This window comes from Methylobacterium sp. C1, assembly GCF_001854385.1.
In the GTDB taxonomy this organism is placed as follows: Bacteria; Pseudomonadota; Alphaproteobacteria; order Rhizobiales; family Beijerinckiaceae; genus Methylobacterium; species Methylobacterium radiotolerans.
This window is the reverse complement of record NZ_CP017640.1, coordinates 3246208-3265633: the sequence shown is the minus strand read 5'-3', so window position 1 is coordinate 3265633 and position 19426 is coordinate 3246208. Positions and strand designations below refer to the sequence as shown.

The 19426-nt window shown below is 71.0% G+C and carries 18 protein-coding genes and 1 tRNA gene; 10 read left to right on the top strand and 9 right to left on the bottom strand.

Annotated features, from left to right (window positions below):
• The first annotated feature begins 1 nt into the window (after position 1).
• Positions 2 to 835 carry a MaoC family dehydratase N-terminal domain-containing protein gene (locus BKE41_RS15195; RefSeq protein ID WP_070999742.1) on the top strand — a complete coding sequence of 278 codons (834 nt, stop codon included), beginning with the start codon at positions 2 to 4 and terminating at the stop codon, positions 833 to 835.
• A gap of 154 nt (positions 836 to 989) precedes the next feature.
• Here the strand turns inward: BKE41_RS15195 and BKE41_RS15190 are convergent, their stop codons facing one another.
• Both BKE41_RS15190 and ade read right to left on the bottom strand, forming a co-directional pair.
• The gene (locus tag BKE41_RS15190) at positions 990 to 1415 is read right to left on the bottom strand and encodes an organic hydroperoxide resistance protein (RefSeq protein ID WP_070999740.1); all 426 of its coding nucleotides are present in this window, start codon (positions 1413 to 1415) and stop codon (positions 990 to 992) included.
• An 86-nt stretch (positions 1416 to 1501) separates the two neighbouring features.
• Positions 1502 to 3223 (bottom strand): adenine deaminase, encoded by a 1722-nt coding sequence (gene ade / locus BKE41_RS15185; protein WP_070999738.1) that lies wholly within the window; start codon positions 3221 to 3223, stop codon positions 1502 to 1504.
• 127 nt (positions 3224 to 3350) lie between these two features.
• Between ade and ilvD the strand changes: the two genes are divergently transcribed.
• Positions 3351 to 5180, top strand: coding sequence for a dihydroxy-acid dehydratase (ilvD, locus tag BKE41_RS15180; protein WP_012319801.1), 1830 nt, complete (start codon positions 3351 to 3353; stop codon positions 5178 to 5180).
• Here the strand turns inward: ilvD and BKE41_RS15175 are convergent, their stop codons facing one another.
• The 3 genes from BKE41_RS15175 to BKE41_RS15165 form a co-directional block, all read right to left on the bottom strand.
• Positions 5181 to 5873, bottom strand: coding sequence for a GDSL-type esterase/lipase family protein (locus tag BKE41_RS15175; RefSeq protein ID WP_012319800.1), 693 nt, complete (start codon positions 5871 to 5873; stop codon positions 5181 to 5183). It abuts the gene before it with no gap.
• Positions 5874 to 5876: 3 nt separating this feature from the next.
• The gene (locus tag BKE41_RS15170; RefSeq protein ID WP_012319799.1) at positions 5877 to 6899 is read right to left on the bottom strand and encodes a lipase; all 1023 of its coding nucleotides are present in this window, start codon (positions 6897 to 6899) and stop codon (positions 5877 to 5879) included.
• 77 nt (positions 6900 to 6976) lie between these two features.
• Positions 6977 to 7948 carry a GDP-L-fucose synthase gene (locus BKE41_RS15165; RefSeq protein ID WP_041372342.1) on the bottom strand — a complete coding sequence of 324 codons (972 nt, stop codon included), beginning with the start codon at positions 7946 to 7948 and terminating at the stop codon, positions 6977 to 6979.
• A gap of 320 nt (positions 7949 to 8268) precedes the next feature.
• Between BKE41_RS15165 and BKE41_RS15160 the strand changes: the two genes are divergently transcribed.
• The 4 genes from BKE41_RS15160 to BKE41_RS15145 all read left to right on the top strand — a co-directional run bounded on the left by BKE41_RS15160 (position 8269) and on the right by BKE41_RS15145 (position 12685).
• Positions 8269 to 9753 carry a hypothetical protein gene (locus tag BKE41_RS15160; RefSeq protein ID WP_244633119.1) on the top strand — a complete coding sequence of 495 codons (1485 nt, stop codon included), beginning with the start codon at positions 8269 to 8271 and terminating at the stop codon, positions 9751 to 9753.
• A gap of 74 nt (positions 9754 to 9827) precedes the next feature.
• Positions 9828 to 11351 carry a phytoene desaturase gene (locus tag BKE41_RS15155; protein WP_070999735.1) on the top strand — a complete coding sequence of 508 codons (1524 nt, stop codon included), beginning with the start codon at positions 9828 to 9830 and terminating at the stop codon, positions 11349 to 11351.
• Positions 11332 to 12402: a phytoene/squalene synthase family protein gene (locus BKE41_RS15150; protein ID WP_053622167.1), complete on the top strand. Its 1071-nt coding sequence runs from the start codon at positions 11332 to 11334 to the stop codon at positions 12400 to 12402. Before BKE41_RS15155 ends, BKE41_RS15150 begins: the two co-directional genes overlap by 20 nt.
• Positions 12403 to 12424: 22 nt before the next feature.
• Positions 12425 to 12685 carry a hypothetical protein gene (locus BKE41_RS15145; RefSeq protein WP_070999733.1) on the top strand — a complete coding sequence of 87 codons (261 nt, stop codon included), beginning with the start codon at positions 12425 to 12427 and terminating at the stop codon, positions 12683 to 12685.
• A gap of 145 nt (positions 12686 to 12830) precedes the next feature.
• On the opposite strand, the gene BKE41_RS15140 is transcribed toward BKE41_RS15145, so the two are convergent.
• Positions 12831 to 13703, bottom strand: a complete 873-nt coding sequence (locus BKE41_RS15140; protein ID WP_070999731.1) for a PhzF family phenazine biosynthesis isomerase — start codon at positions 13701 to 13703, stop codon at positions 12831 to 12833.
• Positions 13704 to 13713: 10 nt separating this feature from the next.
• Positions 13714 to 14637, bottom strand: a complete 924-nt coding sequence (gene hemC, locus BKE41_RS15135) for a hydroxymethylbilane synthase (RefSeq protein WP_053622164.1) — start codon at positions 14635 to 14637, stop codon at positions 13714 to 13716.
• Between the two features lie 184 nt (positions 14638 to 14821).
• On the opposite strand from hemC, the gene BKE41_RS15130 reads away from it, so the two are divergent.
• From BKE41_RS15130 to BKE41_RS15120, 3 genes are all read left to right on the top strand, one after another.
• A complete protein-coding gene (locus tag BKE41_RS15130) occupies positions 14822 to 15742 on the top strand; it encodes a metallophosphoesterase (protein WP_024829683.1) in 921 nt (306 codons plus the stop codon).
• A 189-nt stretch (positions 15743 to 15931) separates the two neighbouring features.
• Positions 15932 to 16486, top strand: coding sequence for a TerB family tellurite resistance protein (locus tag BKE41_RS15125; RefSeq protein WP_024829684.1), 555 nt, complete (start codon positions 15932 to 15934; stop codon positions 16484 to 16486).
• A gap of 77 nt (positions 16487 to 16563) precedes the next feature.
• A complete protein-coding gene (locus BKE41_RS15120; protein ID WP_024829685.1) occupies positions 16564 to 17025 on the top strand; it encodes a hypothetical protein in 462 nt (153 codons plus the stop codon).
• 36 nt (positions 17026 to 17061) lie between these two features.
• Here BKE41_RS15120 and BKE41_RS15115 read toward each other — a convergent pair whose 3' ends face one another.
• Positions 17062 to 18594 carry an acyl-CoA carboxylase subunit beta gene (locus tag BKE41_RS15115; RefSeq protein ID WP_012319788.1) on the bottom strand — a complete coding sequence of 511 codons (1533 nt, stop codon included), beginning with the start codon at positions 18592 to 18594 and terminating at the stop codon, positions 17062 to 17064.
• A 157-nt stretch (positions 18595 to 18751) separates the two neighbouring features.
• Positions 18752 to 18826, bottom strand: a tRNA-Val gene (locus BKE41_RS15110).
• A gap of 258 nt (positions 18827 to 19084) precedes the next feature.
• Here BKE41_RS15110 and BKE41_RS15105 point away from each other — a divergent pair.
• A complete protein-coding gene (locus BKE41_RS15105) occupies positions 19085 to 19426 on the top strand; it encodes a SelT/SelW/SelH family protein (RefSeq protein WP_245295785.1) in 342 nt (113 codons plus the stop codon).

The window sequence follows — 19426 nt, the reverse complement described above, 5'->3', positions numbered from 1 at the left end:
GATGACCGATCTCACTGCCTGGATCGGCCGGACGCGAGAGGCGTCCGACCTCGTCACCCCGCGCCTCCTCGCGGAGTTCCGCGCGACCTTCGCGCCTCACCTGGCGCCGGTCTCCGACGGGATCGCGCCACCGGCGCTGCACTGGTGCCTCGCGCCCGAGACGCCACCGGCCGATGCCCTCGGTCCGGACGGCCACGCCGCCAAGGGCGGCTTCCTGCCGCCCGTGCCGCTGCCCCGGCGGATGTGGGCGGGGGGCGAGATCGAGACGGGCTCGGGCCTGCGCGCGGGGGACGCGGTGACGCGCACCGAGACCGTGCGGGACGTCGCCTTCAAGAGCGGTCGGAGCGGGAGCCTGTGCTTCGTCACCGTCGACCACACGGTGGCGACAGGACGGGGCGTCGCGATCCGCGAGCGGCAGGACATCGTCTACCGCGAGGCGGCGGGTGCGCAGACCGGAACAAGTGCTGCGCCCGAGCGCGACGATCCCGAAGCATACGCGGCGATCTGGGACGTATCGGCGACGCCGACGCTGCTGTTCCGCTACTCGGCGATGACTTTCAACGGCCACCGCTTCCACTACGATCAGCCCTACGCGACGCGGGTGGAGGGCTACGCCGACCTCGTCGTTCACGGCCCGATGCAGGCCACGCTGCTGATGAACCTCGCCGCGACGCTCCTGGGACACGGGCCGCGGAAATTCGTGTATCGCGGGGTGTCGCCGATGACCGCCAACCAAATCTTCCGGGTCTGCGGGCGAGTCTGCGGGACGGTGTTCGAGGGCGTGACGCTCGACGCGGCGGGCCATGTCTGCATGCGGGCCCGGGGCGACGCGTGAGAGGCCGGACCGCTCGGTCCGCGCCTGGGATCAGCCGGGGATCAGTGCCGTCGGCGCGCCGCGCGTGGCCGGCGGCGTCGCATCGGCCCGCGGATGCGTCGACGGGCCGAGTGGGGCGCGGGCCGCGCGGACGCGCGGCCCGCGCCGAGCGGGCTCAGGCCAGCTTCAGACCGACGTTGACGTTGCCGCGGGTCGCGTTGGAGTACGGGCAGACCAGGTGAGCGGCGTCGACGAGCTTCTGCGCGTCGGCGCGGTCGAGGCCCGGCAGGCTGATCGTCAGGTCGGCGGTGATGCCGAAGCCGCCCTCGGAGCGCGGGCCGATGCCGACTTCTGCGGTGACGCTGGTGTCGGCCGGGACCTTCAGCTGCAGCGACGGCGCGACGGCCTTCATGGCGCCCAGGAAGCAGGCCGAGTAGCCGGACGCGAAGAGCTGCTCCGGATTCGCGCCCGGACCGCCCGCGCCGCCGAGCTCCTTCGGGGTCGAGAGCTTGACCTCGAAGCTGCCGTCGGCCGTCCGAGCGGCGCCGTCGCGGCCGCCGGTGGCAGTGGCGGAGGTGCGGTACTTCACGTCTACGGGCATGGGACTCTCCGGTTTGGGGGATGCCGCCGGCATGTAGGTGCCGACTCGCTTCCGCACAGCCCAGTTAGATTGCGCGCAATCTAATTTCAAGGGTCGATCAGCGCGAAGCGGTCGACATCCACGAGACCCCGGTCGGTGATCTTGAGGTGAGGAATGACGGGCAGGGGCAGGAACGCGACCTGCAGGAAGGGCTCGGGGAGGACGACATCGAGGCTTCGCGCCGCGTCGCGCAGGGTTACGAGGGATCGCCGGATGGTTTCGAACGGCATCAGGCTCATCAGGCCGGCCACCGGCAGCGCGATCTCGGCCAGCACGCGGCCGCCCTCGACCACCACGAAGCCGCCCTCGATCTCTCCGAGCCGGTTCACCGCCACGGCCATGTCGGCATCGTCCGCCCCGACCACCGTGATGTTGTGGCTGTCGTGCCCGACCGACGAGGCGATGGCCCCGCGCCGGAGGCCGAATCCTTTGACGAACGCGACGCCGATGCCGCGCCCGCCCGGTGCCGTGCGGCCGTGGCGCTCGACGACGGCGACCTTGATGACGTCCTGACCCAGGTCGATCCGGCGCTCGCCGCCGGAATAGGGCAAGGTGAGGTCGTGGCGCAGAGTGATGATCTTGCCGGGCACCACCCCGATCACCGGCGTCGACGGACCGGAGCCCGGCGCGGCAAAGTCCGCCGCCGTCACGCGCCGCGCCCGCACGCTCCGGCGACCGATTGGCTCGACCGGCGCGCGCGCGTCGAAGAGCGCTGCGTCGACCGGGCGCCCCGCGCTGAGCACCCGCGACACCGCGCAGGCGGCGAGATCGTCGAGGACCACGAGATCGGCGCGCTGGCCGGGCGCGACGAGGCCCCGGTCGTGCAGCCCGAAGGCGCGGGCCGCCGACCAGGACGCCGCGCGGTAGGCGGCCAGCGGCGGCACGCCGAGGGCGATGGCCGTGCGGACGACGAAGTCGAGATGGCCCTCCTCGGCGATGTCGAGGGGATTCCGGTCATCGGTGCAGAAGGCCAGGAACGGCGCCGTCCGCTCGGTCAGGATCGGCGCGAGGGCGTGCAGGTCCTTGCAGACCGAGCCCTCCCGGATCAGCACGGTCATGCCCTTCGAGAGCTTCTCGCGGGCCTCCTCGGGCGAGGTTGCCTCGTGCTCGGTGCGGATGCCGGCGGCGATGTAGCCGTTGAGCCCGAGGCCGCGCAGGAGCGGCGCGTGCCCGTCGATGTGCCGCCCTTGGAAGGCGGCGAGCTTGTCCAGCACGCCCGGATCCGCCGCCAGCACGCCCGGGAAGTTCATGAACTCGGCGAGGCCGATCACCCTCGGATGGGCCGCGAAGGGGGCGAGATCCTGCGCCTCGATCCGGGCGCCGGAGGTCTCCAGATGGTCGGTGGCGGGGACGCAGGAGGAGAGCTGCACGCGCAGGTCCATCGCCAGGGTCTCGGCGGATCTCAGGAACCACGTGAAGGCGTCGGTGCCGAGCACGTTGGCCATCTCGTGCGGGTCGCAGATCCCGGTGGTGACGCCGTGCGGCAGGACGCACCGCTCATATTCCTGCGGCGGCATCAGCGACGATTCGACGTGGAAATGGGTGTCGATGAAGCCCGGCACCACGACCTTGCCGGACACGTCGATCTCCCGGGCGCCGCGGTACTGCCCGAAGGTCCCGACGATCCGGTCGCCGCAGATCGCGATGTCGGAGGCGACGAGGTCGCCCGTGACGAGGTCGAGGAAGCGGCCGCCCTTCAGGACGAGGTCGGCGTCGACGCGGCCCTGACCCTGCGCGATGGCCCGCCGGAGGAAATCCACCTGTGTCATCGCGAGTCGCCCCTCCGCCCTGCCATCCGCCAGAAGCATGCCACGGGTGCCAGCCCCTCCGCGACGCTTGCGGATGCGCGGGCGCGGGCGCAGAAGCCGCTCACCTTTGAACTGGTCGAAGCTCTCGATGCCCGCCTATCGCTCACGCACCACCACCCACGGCCGCAACATGGCCGGCGCCCGCGGCCTCTGGCGCGCCACCGGCATGAAGGACTCGGACTTCGGCAAGCCGATCATCGCCGTGGTGAACTCCTTCACGCAGTTCGTGCCGGGCCACGTCCACCTCAAGGATCTCGGCCAGCTCGTCGCGCGGGAGATCGAGGCGGCCGGCGGCGTCGCCAAGGAGTTCAACACCATCGCGGTCGATGACGGCATCGCGATGGGCCACGACGGGATGCTGTACTCGCTGCCGTCCCGCGAATTGATCGCCGATTCCGTCGAGTACATGGTCAACGCGCACTGCGCCGACGCGATGGTGTGCATCTCGAACTGCGACAAGATCACCCCCGGCATGCTGATGGCGACTTTGCGCCTCAACATCCCGACCGTGTTCGTCTCCGGCGGCCCGATGGAGGCCGGCAAGGTCCAGCTGCCGGGCATCGCCAAGAAGGTCGACCTCGTCGACGCGATGATCGCCGCCGCCGACGACCGGATCTCCGACGAGGACGTCGCCGTCATCGAGCGCTCCGCCTGCCCGACCTGCGGCTCCTGCTCGGGCATGTTCACGGCGAACTCGATGAACTGCCTCACCGAGGCCCTCGGGCTGGCGCTGCCGGGCAACGGCTCGGTGCTCGCCACCCACGCCGACCGCAAGCGCCTCTTCGTCGAGGCCGGCCACCTGATCGTCGATCTGGCCCGCCGCCACTACGAGCAGGACGACGCCGGCGTGCTGCCGCGCGCGGTCGCGAGCTTCCGGGCGTTCGAGAACGCCATGACCCTCGACATCGCCATGGGCGGGTCGACCAACACGGTGCTGCACCTGCTGGCCGCCGCCCACGAGGGCGAGGTGCCCTTCACCATGGCGGACATCGACCGGCTGTCGCGGCGTGTGCCGGTGCTGTGCAAGGTCGCCCCGGCAGTGGCCAACGTCCACATGGAGGACGTGCATCGCGCCGGCGGGATCATGGGCATCCTGGGCGAGCTCGACCGGGCCGGCCTGATCGACACCAGCGTCGGCAACGTCTCGGCCGGGACGCTCGGCGCCGCGCTCGCCCGCTGGGACGTGCGCGGCGAACCGGCCGCCTCGGTGAAGACCTTCTACCAAGCGGCGCCGGGCGGCGTGCCGACCCAGGTGGCGTTCAGTCAGGAATCCCGGTTCGACGCGCTCGATCTCGACCGCGAGGGCGGCGTCATCCGCGACGCGGCACACGCCTATTCGCAGGATGGCGGCCTCGCCGTGCTCTACGGCAACCTCGCCGAGCAGGGCTGTATCGTGAAGACCGCGGGCGTCGACGCCTCGATTCTGACCTTCACGGGCACCGCCCGCGTGTTCGAGAGCCAGGACGCGGCCGTCGACGGCATCCTCAACGGCAAGGTGACGGCGGGCGAGGTCGTGCTGATCCGCTACGAGGGTCCCCGCGGCGGTCCCGGCATGCAGGAGATGCTCTACCCGACGAGCTACCTGAAATCGAAGGGGCTCGGGAAGGCCTGCGCCCTCGTCACCGACGGGCGGTTCTCCGGCGGGTCGTCGGGCCTCTCCATCGGGCACGTCTCGCCGGAGGCCGCCGAGGGCGGCCTGATCGGCCTCGTGCGCGACGGCGACCGGATCGCCATCGACATCCCGAACCGGCGAATCCAGCTCGAGGTCGACCAGGCAGAACTGGATCAGCGGCGCAGCGCCCAGGAGGCTGCGGGCTGGCAGCCGGCGAAGCCGCGCAAGCGCAAGGTCAGCGCGGCGCTGCGCGCCTACGCTCTGCTCACGACGAGCGCGGCGCACGGCGCGGTTCGCCGGGTCTGATCAGCGGAGTTCGAGAACCAGGGCGGTGATGGCGGCCAGCAGCGCCGCCGCTGCCACCGCGAGGCCGGTGAGGCGCGCGCGAAGGGACCCTGTCGTCTCGGCGGGCGGTTCTCTCGCGGGCAGGACGGGCCCGGCATCCGGGATCCGCCCCAGGGCTCGGAGCATCAGCGGCTCGATCGCCGCGTAGCCCGCCGGGCTCAGGTGAAGCCCGTCCGTCCCGTAGTCGGGCCGGAGCCCACCGGTCTCCGTCGCCAGCACGGCGTGATAGTCGATGAACGTCGCGCCATGCTCGTGGGCATGGTCGCGGAGCCACGCGTTGACCGCCGCGATCATGGCGGGTGCGTCCCGCACCTCCGGGTTCCACGGGATCCCGTCCACCGGCGTCAGCGAGCCGATCCAGGCCTTCACGCCCAGGGCGCGGGCCTCGTCGAGCATGCCGGCGAGCGTCCGGCAGATCTCCTCGACCGGGACGAAGACGCCCTCGTTGCGGCCGATATCGTTGACACCGCACAGGAGATGCACGCCCCAGGCTTCGGTCTCCGCGAGGTCGCGGGCGAACCGCATGGTGATCCAGCGCGCCGTCTGGCCGGAGCCACCGCGGGGGATGAGGTCGTAAGCCTCGAAGGTGCCGGCTCGATGGAAGCCCCAGAGCTCCGTGATCGAGTCCCCGACGAAGACGATCGGTCCGGCCATGGCTCAGGCAGGCGTCGCCATGCCGATTGTCTCGATCACCTCCGCCTGGAGGCGGTCCGCCATCATCTGGCGCCCCTCCGAGGTCACGTGGACGATGTCGGTGAACAGGGGACGGGTCTCGGCCTCGAACAGCCGGCTCAGATCCCGCGCCGCGAAGACCCGATCGGCGGCGTCCAGTCGCCCGAGGACGCTCTCGAAGCGCTCGTACTGGCGGTCGAGATAGGCGAGGAACGCGCCGGACGCGACGCCGGCCTCCGCGGCCGCGTGCGTCTCCTTGCGGACGACCGTCGGCTGCAGGAGAAACCGCACGGGTGCGCCGATCCCCGGCGCGAGCCGCGCGAGGCGCTTCAGCGCCAGCTCGAACTGCCGCACCACCTCCCATTCCCAGATATCGGACTGCCAGTTCGTCAGCGCGCGCAGGTTCTCGAGGCGGTTGAAGATCATCGCCTGCAGGCCGTCATACGACAGGGCCTCCGCGTCGTCGGCGGACTTCCTCGGATCGAAGAAGTAATCGTACAGGCTCTCGTTCGCGAAGTGATTGTATGGGATGCCTGCCCGCGGATCGAAGCTCCAGGGCTGGAAGATGTCGGTCGCGCCGCCGACGATCAGGATGACGTCGGGGTGCAGGTCCATCAGCCGCGTCGTGATCAGGGCGATCATCTGGTTCAGGCAGGCCGAGACCGCGCCGAAATTGTACACCCGCGCGCCCGGCCCGTGCGCCTGCTTCAGCCCGGTCTCCAGCCGCCCGGGCACGGTGTCGGCGAAGACCTGGCCGTCGATCAGGGTGCTGTCGCCGACCACGAAGACCCGCAGCGTCTCGGAGGGCGGCCGCGCGTCCGCGTGCGCGTCGTTGCGGTACCCGAGGGCGTCGTAGCGCCATCCCTGACCGGACGCCTCCGTCAGCGGCTTGCCGGCGAAATGCGCGTAGGGTGCGGGAAACCGGCTGTTGGCGTCGAAGTTCTGGAAGCTCTGCAGGAACTTCCGCCGTCGCGCGTCCGCGCTGTCGTCGGGCGGCCGGTGGGCCATGGTCCGTCTCCTCCCCGGGCGGGGACCCGGTGGCTGTGCGATCATCGGTGAATTGAGCGGCGGGGCGGAGGGCCCGCTCAGCTCCGCAGGGTCGCGTGGTTCTCCAGGAACCAGCCGTAGGTCTGGCGCAGGCCGTCCTCGAGGGCGATCTCCGGTCGCCAGCCCATCGCCCGCAGCCGCGACACGTCCATCAGCTTGCGCGGCGTGCCGTCCGGCTTGGTCGCGTCGAACGCCAGCTCGCCCGCGTAGCCGATCACCCGCGCGAGCGCCTCGGCGAGCTGACGGATGGTGCAATCCTCGCCGGTCCCGACGTTGATGTGCGACAGGTCGGGGCGGGTGTTCGCGGCGTAGACCGCGTCGTCCATCTCCATCACGTAGACGCTCGCCCGCGCCATGTCGTCGACGTGCAGGAACTCGCGCATGGCGCGGCCGGTGCCCCAGACCGTGACCTTCGCCAGACCCTCCTGCTTCGCCTCGTGGAAGCGGCGCATCAGCGCCGGCAGCACGTGGGCGTTCTCGGGATGGAAGTTGTCGTTCGGCCCGTAGAGGTTGGTCGGCATGACGCTGCGATAGCGGCGCCCGTACTGGCGGTTGTAGCTCTCGCACATCTTGATCCCCGCGATCTTGGCGATCGCGTAGGGCTCGTTGGTCGGCTCGAGCAGCCCGGTCAGCAGGGCGTCCTCGCGCATCGGCTGCGGGGCGAGCTTCGGGTAGATGCAGGACGAGCCGAGGAACAGCAGCCGGTCGACATCGTGCGTGTGCGCGGCGTCGATCAGGTTCGACTGGATCAGCAGGTTCTCGTGGATGAACTCGGCCGGGTAGGTGTTGTTGGCGTGGATGCCGCCGACGCGGGCGGCGGCGAGGTAGACCTGATCGATGCGGTTCTCGGCGAAGAAGCGCCGGACCGCCGCCTGATCCAGGAGGTCGAGGGTCCGGCGGTCGGCCGTGAGGATCCGCTCGTGACCGAGCTCACGCAGGCGACGCACGATCGCCGAGCCCACCATCCCCCGATGGCCCGCCACGAAAATGGTCTGACCTCGACCGTCCATCACGCAACCGTTCCCTGCCGAAAGCTCGGAATTCCAAGCCCCTATAGCCCCTTTGCGGCGCGATATCGCCGCGCAAACACGCGTTTTCTGAGGCGGGCCGCGGCGCCCGCGCGGGCGCTCGCGGACAGCGTCACTGTACGCGAAACGACGGATCCAAATACAACCGAAAGTTAGCGTTAATCATTCTACCAGAAGCTGCATCTCGTACCTGCTCACCGACCAGCGGATGGCAGGGCCGGTTCGGAAACGCCCCCGGCCGCGCAGCAATGGAGTTCCAGATGCGTCCCTTGACCGTCGTCCCGGCTGTGCCGCGGACTGCGATGCTCTCTGCCATCCGTCCGGGCGCCGCCCGCGCGATCCCGATCGCAACCGGCCTCCTCCTCTGCACCGCCCTGGCGACGCCCGCCCGGGCACAGCTCCTCCGCGGCACGCTCGATACAACCACGAATGGCATCCTCGGCACCGGGCTGACCATCGGCACGAGCAGCCCCGGTAGCGGGGTCCTCGGGACTGGCCTCAATGTCGGGACCACGACCGGCGGCAGTGTTCTCGGCACCGGCGTGACGGTGGGCACCACCGCTCCCGGAAGCGGAGTACTCGGAACGGGGCTCAACGTCGGGACCACCGGCGGGGGCGTGCTCGGGACCGGCGTGCTCGTCGGCACGACCGGTCCGGGAGATGGGCTGCTCGGCACCGGGCTCACTCTGGGAACCGCGGGCGGGACCGGGACCGGAGGCTGCGGCACCTGCGGCGGCGGTGGTGCGACTCCCGGAGGCGGTGGTGGGACTGGCGGAGGCGGAACCGGTGGTGGGGGAACCGGAGGCGGCTCCAATCAGGGCATCTACATCATCACCGGCAACGTGACGCAGTCCCAAGGTCAGACTGTCATCAACGAGCTGAGGCTCTCGCAGCTCACCAGCGTCACGGGCGTCGCCGCCAACAACACCAGCAACCAGGCCGCGCCGATCGCCGTCGGCAGCGACGCGCTGGCCGTGGGCTACGGCTCGAGCGCGGCCGGGACCGCCTCGACCGCCGTCGGCACGGGCGCCAGCGCGGCCAACACCGGCAGCGTCGCCCTCGGCTACGCGGCGAGCGCCCAGGGGCTCGGCGGAACGGCGATCGGCACGGCGTCCGCGGCGTCCGGGGCCGGGAGCACCGCCCTGGGCTTCGTCGCCGGCGCGACCGGAACCGGCTCGACCGCCGTCGGTGCGGCCGCCTCGGCGGCCGGCAACAACAGCGTGGCGCTCGGCAACGGGGCGGCCGCCAATCAGGCCAACACGATCGCCATCGGCGCCAACGTGAAGACGACCCAGGCCAATCAAGTGGCGATCGGCAATTCCGCCAACACCTACAGGCTGGCCGGCATTGCCTCGCAGGCGAGCGCCGCTGCGCAGAGCGGAGCGACGGCCTTCGTGACCACGGACGCGAACGGCAACCTCGCGGCCTCGGCCTACGGACCCTCGACGATCGCCGGCCTCGGCAACCGGATCGACTCGGTGCAGGCGCAGGTCAACAACCTGGAAGCCAAGACCGACTCGGTCCAGCGCTACGCGATCCAGACCCGCAAGGAGGCCCGGCAGGGCGTCGCCATGGCGATCGCGATGGCGACCGCACCCATGCCGTCGGCGCCCGGCAAGACGACATGGGCCACCAACGGCGCGACCTACCGGGGCGAATGGGCCGGTGGCCTCGCGGTGGCGCACCGGTTGCCGACCTGCTGCGTCCCGATCGCCGTGACCGCGGGCGTGGCCTACGGCGGCGACAACGCTGTCGGCGTTCGCGCCGGTCTCGCGGGCGAGTTCTGAACGGTCTGCGCAGAGATAGGTCGCGCACGTTTCCGGCCTTGCGCGCCGGGAAAGGACCGCGATAGTGTCAACCGATGCTGACACTCGCGGTCGACCACCGGGTTGCGCAAGAGATCGATCGGCGCCCGCACGCCGTCATGGTCGGCTCGGGCTTCGGCGGTCTCGCCGCGGCGGTCCGGCTGGGCGCCCGCGGCTACCGCGTGACCGTGCTCGAGCGCCTCGTGCAGCCGGGGGGACGCGCCCGCGTCCACCGGCAGGACGGCTTCACCTTCGACGCCGGTCCGACCATCGTCACCGCGCCGCAGCTGTTCGAGGAACTCTGGCAGCTCGCCGGTCGCAGGCTCGCCGACGACGTGACGCTAGTGCCGATGGATCCGTTCTACCGGATCCGCTTCGCCGACGGGACGTCCTTCGCCTACAGCGGCGACGTGGACCGGATGCGCGCCGAGGTGGCACGCTTCGCGCCCGACGATGTTGCGGGCTACGAGCGCTTCATGGCACACAGCCGCGCCGTGTGCCGGATCGGGTTCGAGCAGCTCGGTCACGTGCCCTTCGGCAGCGTCGGCGCGATGCTGAAGATCGCGCCGGACCTGCTGCGCCTCTCGGGCCACCGCTCGGTGCACGACGTGGTGGCGCGTTTCATCCGCGACGAGCGGCTGCGGACGGTGTTCAGCTTCCATCCGCTCCTGATCGGGGGAAACCCGTTCCGGGCCAGCGCCATCTACTGCCTGATCGCCGACCTCGAGCGGCGCTGGGGCGTCCACTTCGCGATGGGCGGAACCGGCCAGCTGGTCGACGGTCTGGTGCGGCTGATCCGGTCGCAGGGCGGTCGCCTGCGCCTCGGCGTCGAGGTCGCGCGCATCCGGGTGGAGGAGGGGGCGGCGACGGGCGTGGACCTGACGAGCGGCGAGACGATCGCCGCCGACGTCGTGGTGTCCAACGCCGACTCGGCCGTGACGCACGCGCGTCTGCTGCCGGAGGCGCAGCGATGGAGCCCGGGGCGGTTCCAGCGCGCCCGCTCGTCGATGGGGCTGTTCGTCTGGTACTTCGGCACCGCGCGGCGCTACCCGGAGGTGGATCACCACACGATCCTGCTCGGGCCGCGATACCGCGGCCTGCTCGCGGACATCTTCGATCGCAAGGTGCTGGCCGAGGATGCGAGCCTGTACCTGCACCGGCCGACCGCGACCGATCCGAGCCTCGCCCCGCCGGGATGCGACGCCTTCTACGTGCTGGCCCCGGTTCCCAACCTCGCCGGCGGCCAGGATTGGCAGACCCTCGCCGAACCGTATCGGCGCCGGATCGCCGCGATGCTGGAGGCGAGCGTGATGCCCGGCCTGTCGGAGGCCATCGTGACCTCGAAGGTGACGACGCCGCTGGATTTCCAGGACGACTTCCTGAGCTACCGCGGATCGGGCTTCGGCCTGGAGCCGGTGCTGACGCAATCGGCCTGGTTCCGTCCGCACAACCGGTCGAGCGCGGTCCGCAATCTCTACCTCGTTGGGGCCGGCACGCATCCGGGTGCGGGCCTCCCCGGAGTGCTCTCCTCCGCCCGCATCCTCGACAGCGTGGTCCCCGATGCCCGCGTTACCGCCTGAATTCGCCGCCGCAGCCGACCGGACCGCCTGCCGGATGGCGATCCGGGCCGGCTCGAAGAGCTTCTTCGCGGCCGGCCGATTGCTGCCGGCGGATATGCGCGAGGCGGCCTACGGCCTCTACGCCTTCTGCCGGCTGTCGGACGACCTCGTCGACGATGCGGCGAGCCCGGCCGAGAGGCGCAGCGCCGTGGCGCGGCTCGAGAGCAGGATCGGCCAAGCCTATGCCGGCCGCCCCGCCGACGCCCCGGCTGACCGCGCCTTCGCGGAGATCGTCACGGCCCACGCGATCCCGGAGGCGCTTCCGCGCGCGCTGATCGAAGGCTTCGCGTGGGATGCCGAGGGCCGGCGCTACGCCGATATCGGGGCGCTCCACGCTTACGCCGCCCGGGTGGCGGGCTCTGTCGGGGCGATGATGGCCCTGATCATGGGTACCCGCGATCCCGACGCGCTCGCCCGCGCCTGCGATCTGGGCGCAGCGATGCAGCTCACCAACATCGCGCGCGACGTCGGCGAGGACGCGCGGATGGGCCGCCTCTACCTGCCGCTGGACTGGATGCGGGAGGCCGGACTCGATCCGGACGCCTTCCTCGCCGATCCGCGGCCGAGCCCGGCGCTGGCCGGAACCGTGGCCCGTCTTCTCGCCGAGGCGGACAACCTCTACGCCCGCGCGGAGGCCGGGATCGCGGTGCTGCCCCGCGGCTGCCGGCCCTCGATCCGGGCGGCGGGGCTGATCTATGCCGAGATCGGCAAGGTCGTGGCGGCGCAAGGCTACGATTCGGTTCGCCACCGCGCCCGCGTCACGACGGGGCGGAAGCTCGCGCTGATCGCCCGCGCGCTCCGCACGCCCGCGGACGCGGCCGGCCTCGGCGCGCCGCCGCTTCCCGAAACGGCGTTCCTGATCGAGGCGGTAACGGCCCAGCCGTTCCTGCCGATGCGCGGGCGACCGCCGCTGCGGCCCTGGTACGACGTCAGCGGCCGGGTCGTGCACGTCCTCGACCTGATCGAGCGGATGCGCGAGCGCGAGGCGTTCGGCCGCTCCGCATCGTCCTGATCGGCGCGGCGGAGGCTCCCGGGTGAGCGACCGAGCGTTCGCCGCCCACGATATCGGCCTCGTCTTCGCCCCCGCACTGGGCGTCGGGGTCCGGCAGCAAATCGCGGTCCGCTCCAGCATCCGCCGCGATCTGGACGGCGAAGCGGATCGAATCGACCGCGACGGACGCCGGCCCCTCCAAGGTGTGACGGCTCGGCGCAAACCTCCCCGCGATCCGGCCGCGCTCATCCACCGCGATCTCGCCCTTTCCGGCCGGATACCGCGCCAGGCACAGGCGGATTAGGCCTTCCACGAGGCCCAGGGCGCCTCGACGTTGATGATGTCGCGCCGGCTCACGTCCGGCGGCGTCGCCGCCTCGCGGACGTCGATGATGTGCTACGTCGTCGAGCCCTCCGACCTTCCGTAGACGGGCGCGGGTCGTCCCCGTCCTAGTGGCCGGACCTGTCGAGAGCGACGTCGCCCTCCAGCAGACACCCGACCGGGCGCCCGTTCGCGAAGCCGAGCCGCACCCGGATCTCGGACAGGCGGCCCATGACCCGGCCCTGCAGGATCCGGATCGGACGGTCGTCCGGCTCGATGAGGCCGTCCTGCAGCAGCCCGAAGGCCAGGGCCGCGGCGGCGATGCCCGTGGCGGCATCCTCGGGATAGCCGGACGCGCGGGGGAATTGCCGCGCCTCGAACAGCCGGGTCGGCCCGTCGAGCACGGCGTAGGGATACAGCCCGGTCGAGCCGATCCGCGCGCAGGCGGCCTCGACGGCGTCGCTCGCGGGCGCCAGGGCGTTGAGTGCGGCCGCATCGCGCATCGGCACGAGCGTCTTGACCCGCGAGGTCACGGCGTTGTGGACCGGCCGCGCGGCGAGGGCATCGCGCCCGGACCCGAGCGCCGCCTGGACGTCGGCGCTCTGCTCGTCCGTCAGCGGCCGCACGCGGCCGACCGGCTGCGTGATCGCGACGCTCCAGACATCCGCGCCGCGCGAGCTCACGAACCCCGTCACGGAGCCGCTGCCGGTCGCGATCCGGACCGACGCTTCCGGAATCCGCCCCTCGCGAGCGAGCACCCACAGGACGCCGATGGTGGCGTGGGCACACATCTCCATCTCGTGGTTCGGCACGAAGAAGCGCAGGCGCAGATCATGGGCGGCATCCTCCGCCGGCAGCGCGAAGCCCGATTCGTGGCCGTAGCGCCGCGCGACGTCGCGCATGACGGACGCGTCGAGGTCCCGCGCGTCGGTCACGACGGGGCAGGGATTGCCGCCCGCGCCCGCGTGCGTGAAGACGTCGACCAGGGTCACGGGCGGCATCGGCCGGATCTCACTGGAGGTGGCGGGTGTAGGTGTCGCCGGCCGCCGCCTTGAGCGCGGCCCCCGCCTCGCGGCCGATGCGCTCTGCCTCCGCGACGAGCCCCTGCCGGGACGCGGCCCAGTGGCGGCTGCCGTCGGGCAGGAACAGAAGCCCGTCGATCCGCAGGCTATCCCCGTCGATCTGCGCGAGGGCCGCGATGGGGGTCCGGCAGGACCCGTCGAGTTCCGCGAGCAGCGCCCGCTCGGCCGAGACCGCGACGGTGGTCCGCTCGCACGCGATCGGCGCCAGGAGGTCGCGGATCACCGCGTCGTCCGCGCGACACTCGATCCCCAGGGCACCCTGCGCCACGGCCGGCAGCATCTCCTCGACCGAGAGGACGCTGCGCGCCATGCTTTCCAGGCCGAGACGCTGCAGGCCCGCCAGGGCGAGGAGCGTCGCGTCGCACTCGCTGGCCTCGAGCTTGCGCATCCGCGTGTTGGCGTTGCCCCGCAGCGGCACGACTCGGAGATCGGGCCGCCGCATCAGCACCTGCGCGCCGCGGCGGAGCGACGAGGTCCCGACCCGCGCGCCCGGCGCCAGCCCCGCCAGACCGTCGGCGTGCGGCGACAGGAACGCGTCCCGCGGGTCGTCGCGCTCGAGGATGCAGGCGATGGTGAGGCCGTCGGGGAGCCAGGTCTCCACGTCCTTCATGGAATGCACGGCGACGTCGACCTCGCCGGCGAACAGGGCCTGCTCCAACTCCTTGGTGAACAGGCCCTTGCCGCCGATCTCGGACAGGGGCCGGTCCAGGATCTTGTCGGCCACGGTGGTCACGACCACCAGCTCGGTCTCCAAGCCCGGATTGGCCGCCACGATCCGGTCACGCACCATCCCGGTCTGCGCGAGCGCCATCGGAGAGCCGCGGGTGCCGATGCGCAGGGGGCGGTTCAACATCTGGTTCCGGATCACTTCGCTGGACGGGACACCGCCTTATAGACCGAGCGCGGCGGCAGGCCACATTCCGTCAACCGGTTTCGGGCCAGGGTCCCGCGGCCGTTCAGTCGGTCCCGCCCCGCTTTCGCCGGACTGCGCGCCTAGCGGGACACGGCGGGTTATCGAGTCAACAGGTCGTATCGCGATGCTGATCATGCCGAGCCGACGGCAGTTCCTGGGCGGGCTCGGCGTGGGGGCCGGCCTGACCGCCGCGACGGGCGTCTACGCCTTCGACGTCGAGCCGCTGCACCGGCTGGTGGTGACGTCCTACGCGCCGACCCTGCCGCGCTGGGATCCGGCGCTGCGCCTGCGGGTGGCGGTGCTGGCGGATTTTCACATCTGCGAGCCGTACATGCCGTTCGACCGGGTGGCGGAGATCGTCGCGGCCACCAACGCCCTCGAGCCGGATCTGGTCCTGCTGCTCGGCGACTACCCGGCCGGGCGAATCGCGTGGCGCAAGCTGCCGCTCGATCAGTTCGCCCGGATGATGACCGAGCTCAAGGCGCCCCTCGGCACGCACGCGATCCTCGGCAACCACGATTGGTGGGACGACCACGCGGTCCAGCGGGCCGGCCGGGGCGTGCCGGCGGTCCGGCGCCTGCTGGAGGCGCAGGGCATTCCGGTGCTGGAGAATCAGGCCGTGCGCCTCGTGAAGGACGGGCGGCCGTTCTGGCTGGCCGGGCTCGGCGACCAGCAGCCGTTCTTGAACGCTTGGAGCACCTTCAGCCTCGCGGACCTGCCGCGAACCTTGCAGGCGGTCACGGACTCGGCGCCCGTGATCCTGATGGCCCACGAGCCCGACATCTTCGTCTCGGTGCCCGACCGCGTGTCGCTGACCCTCGCCGGCCACACTCACGGCGGCCAGGTCCGCCTGTTCGGCCACGCGCCCGCCATCCGCAAGGTGCGCGGGCACGACTATTCCTACGGCCACGTCGTCCAGGACGGCCGCCACATGATCGTCTCGGGCGGCTTCGGGATGAGCCGCATCCCCGTCCGGATGGGCGTTCCGCCGGAGATCGTTCTCCTCGAACTCGGCAAGGCGGACACGTCCGCGGCGGCCAGCTGAGCGGCGGGCGCAACGAACTTCACTGTTGACCCATGTATCAGTGAAGTACACCTCGGTCGCGCGCAATAAATTCTTTTCCTGTGTCCACGTATCCGCGATGCATTCCGGTAATCGTCAGGCATTGACGCTGGTTTGACACGCCGAGATGCCCGTGAGACCGTCCCGCGTCGATTCGATCTGGGGACGCCCATGCCGATTTTGCTCGGCCTCATCGGGATCATCGTTGCGGGACTGTTCTGGATCTTGCGGACGCACGGGACCGTGAAGGGCCTGCAGGAGGTCAACCGGGACACGAAGGGCCTCCAGCGCCGCGCTGTCTCGACCTTCGAGAACCTCGTGGGGACGCCGTTGCAGCGCGTCCGCGATCCGCGCCTGGCGGCGGTCATCCTGATGATCCAGCTGGTCCGAACGGGCAGCCCCCTGACCGCCAGCGAGAAGACACGGATCCTCGAATACATGGAGACGCCGCTGGCGGTGGATCGGATCTCCGCGACCTTCGAGCGGGCCTGGGGCTATACGCAGGCGCGGCTACCGTTCTCGCAGGTCGCCGACACCCTGGCGCCGCTGCTGCGCGACGCGCTGACGCCGGCCGAGCGGGGCGAGCTGATCGCGATGCTGACCCAGGTGGCCGGCGCGCATTCCCCGCCCAGCGAGTTGCAGCGCGAGGGCATCGCCCGCCTCAAGCGGCGCCTCCTCGTCGGAGAGGGACCCGTCCTGGTCCAGAGGCGGGGCGAATCCGCCTGATCCGGATCGGAGCGGGGCCAGGCGCGCCGGAACGCCGCGCCGCTCGCCTTTCCGGATCGCCGCGCTACCTCGCGGGCATGCGCGCGCTCCTGCCTCTCATCGTCTTCACCGCCCTCTCGGCCGGCGCCGGCGCCGCTCGGGCACAATCCTGCGACGCGCTGGTCGACAAGGTCACGGCCGAGACGGAGGCCAAGACGGCCGAGCGCCGGAGCGATTATGCCAGCTTCACCGCCGGTCCGGACATGACCCTGACGCTGGCCTGTGGCGGGCCGGACCTGTCCTCGGTGGGCGCGCAGTTTCGCGGCGCCAACCCGCCGGACCGCTACTACGACCTGTTCGGGCACGCCGGGCACGCGGTGACCGGCATCGACGCCGCCGTGATCACCGAGGCCGCGCATCGTGCCCAGGCGACGGCCACGAAGCTCCGGCACAGCAACGTCGACCTCGGCGGTGCCCGGGTCACCTGTTCGGCGATGGTCTCGCCCGACAAGGGTCCGCTGACGCTGTGCGCGGTGATCGAGAACAGCAACCGGAGCTGAGGCCGGCGGCCACAGCCGCCGGCCCGGGCACCCGCCTCAGAGCGGGATGTTGTCGTGCTTCTTCCAGGGCTGCTCCATCTTCTTGGTGCGGAGCATGCCGAGGGCCTTGGCGATCCGGCGACGGGTCGAGTGCGGCATGATCACCTCGTCGATATAGCCGCGCTCGGCCGCGACGAAGGGTGAGAGGAACCGGTCCTCGTACTCGCCGGTGCGCGCCGCGATCTTCTCCGGATCACCGATCTCGCTCCGGAAGATGATCTCGACCGCGCCCTTCGCGCCCATCACGGCGATCTGCGCCGTCGGCCACGCGTAGTTCACGTCCGCGCCGACGTGCTTCGACGCCATGACGTCGTAGGCGCCGCCGAAGGCCTTGCGGGTGATGATGGTGACCAGCGGCACCGTCGCCTGCGAGTAGGCGAAGAGCAGCTTGGCGCCGTGCTTGATCAGGCCGCCGTACTCCTGCGCCGTGCCCGGCAGGAAGCCCGGCACGTCCACGAAGGTGACGATCGGGATGCCGAAGGCGTCGCAGTAGCGCACGAAGCGCGCGGCCTTCCGCGAGGCGTCCGAATCGAGCACGCCCGCGAGCACCAGCGGCTGGTTGGCCACGAAGCCGACCGTGCGGCCCTCGATCCGGCCGAACCCGGTGATGATGTTGCGCGCGTAGGCGGACTGGATCTCGAAAAAGTCACCCTCGTCCACGACGCGGCGGATCAGCTCGCCCATGTCGTAGGGCTTGTTCGGGTTGTCCGGGATCAGCGTGTCGAGGGACGCGTCGATCCGGCTGACGTCGTCGAAGCTCTCCAGCTCCGGCACGCCGTCGATGTTGTTGGCCGGCAGGAAGTCGAGGAGGCGACGGATCTGCAGGATCGCCTCGACGTCGTTCTCGAAGGAACCGTCCGCGATCGACGACTTGGTCGTGTGAACCTTGGCACCGCCGAGTTCCTCGGCGGTCACGACCTCGTTGGTGACGGTCTTCACCACGTCGGGGCCGGTCACGAACATGTAGCTCGTGTCGCGGACCATGAAGATGAAGTCGGTCATGGCCGGCGAGTAGACGTCGCCGCCCGCGCACGGCCCCATGATCACCGAGATCTGCGGGATGACGCCCGAGGCCATGACGTTGCGGCGGAACACCTCGCCGTAGCCGCCGAGCGCCGCGACGCCTTCCTGGATGCGCGCGCCGCCGGCATCGAAGATGCCGATGATCGGGGCGCGCATCTTCAGCGCCATGTCCTGCACCTTCACGATCTTCTGGGCATGCGCCTCCGAGAGGGAGCCGCCGAACACCGTGAAGTCCTTCGAGAAGAGGAAGACCGTGCGGCCGTTGATCGTGCCCCAGCCGGTGACGACGCCGTCACCCGGGATCTTCTGCTTCTCCATGCCGAAATCGGTGGAGCGATGCTGCACGAACATGTCGAACTCTTCGAACGACCCGTGGTCGAGGAGGAGTTCGATCCGCTCGCGCGCCGTCAGCTTGCCGCGCTTGTGCTGCGCCTCGACGCGCTTCTCTCCGCCGCCGAGCCGGGCCTGCGCCCGACGCTCTTCGAGCTTGTCGAGGATATCCTTCATGGCTGTTCCCGCCCTTCCCCTGCCCGTGGCCTGCGACCCGGATCGGGCCGGGTCCAAGCTTATGCGTTCACCGATCGAGCGCCCTTAGCACGCGGTTTTCGGGTGGCAAACCGACGCGGGGCGCGGCGGGATCAGACCTTCGGGGGATGGGGGATAATGGTGGACGGTGCAGGGATCGAACCTGCGACCTTTCCCGTGTGAAGGGAACGCACTACCGCTGTGCTAACCGTCCGTACCGGCGAGTCGCCTGAGCGCACGCCATCGTCGCTCGCCCTCGGGGGCGCCGCGACCCGGTGGCGGGCCTTCTAGTGCGCGGCAGGCCGCGCCGTCAAGCGCGGCCGGCGATGTTTGGCGACAACCGGACGAGCGCCCGGAAGGCCTGTCAGAACCCGGTTCGCCCGGGCGCGGCGCAGCCGAAGCCGGCCTGGGGCTCGCCATCGTGTGCGCGGGCGAGGTTGACAAGGCCGCCGTGCCGGTGCGCTCTGCGGGCATGCACGATGGCCCAGCGGGCGCGGAGCCCGGCAGCGACGTGACGGCGGAGGGCGCGGCGGGGCCGGGCCGGCCGCGCGTCGCGATCATTTACTGCACGCAGTGCAACTGGCTGCTGCGCGCGGCCTGGATGGCGCAGGAACTCCTCTCGACCTTCCGGGACGACCTCGGCGAGGTCGCCCTGGTGCCGGCCACCGGCGGCACCTTCCGCATCGAGCTGGGCGCGGCCCTCCTGTGGGAACGGGTGCGCGACGGCGGCTTTCCGGACGTGAAGGCGCTGAAGCAGCGGGTGCGCGACCACCTCGACCCGGCGCGCGATCTCGGTCATATCGACCGGTCATGA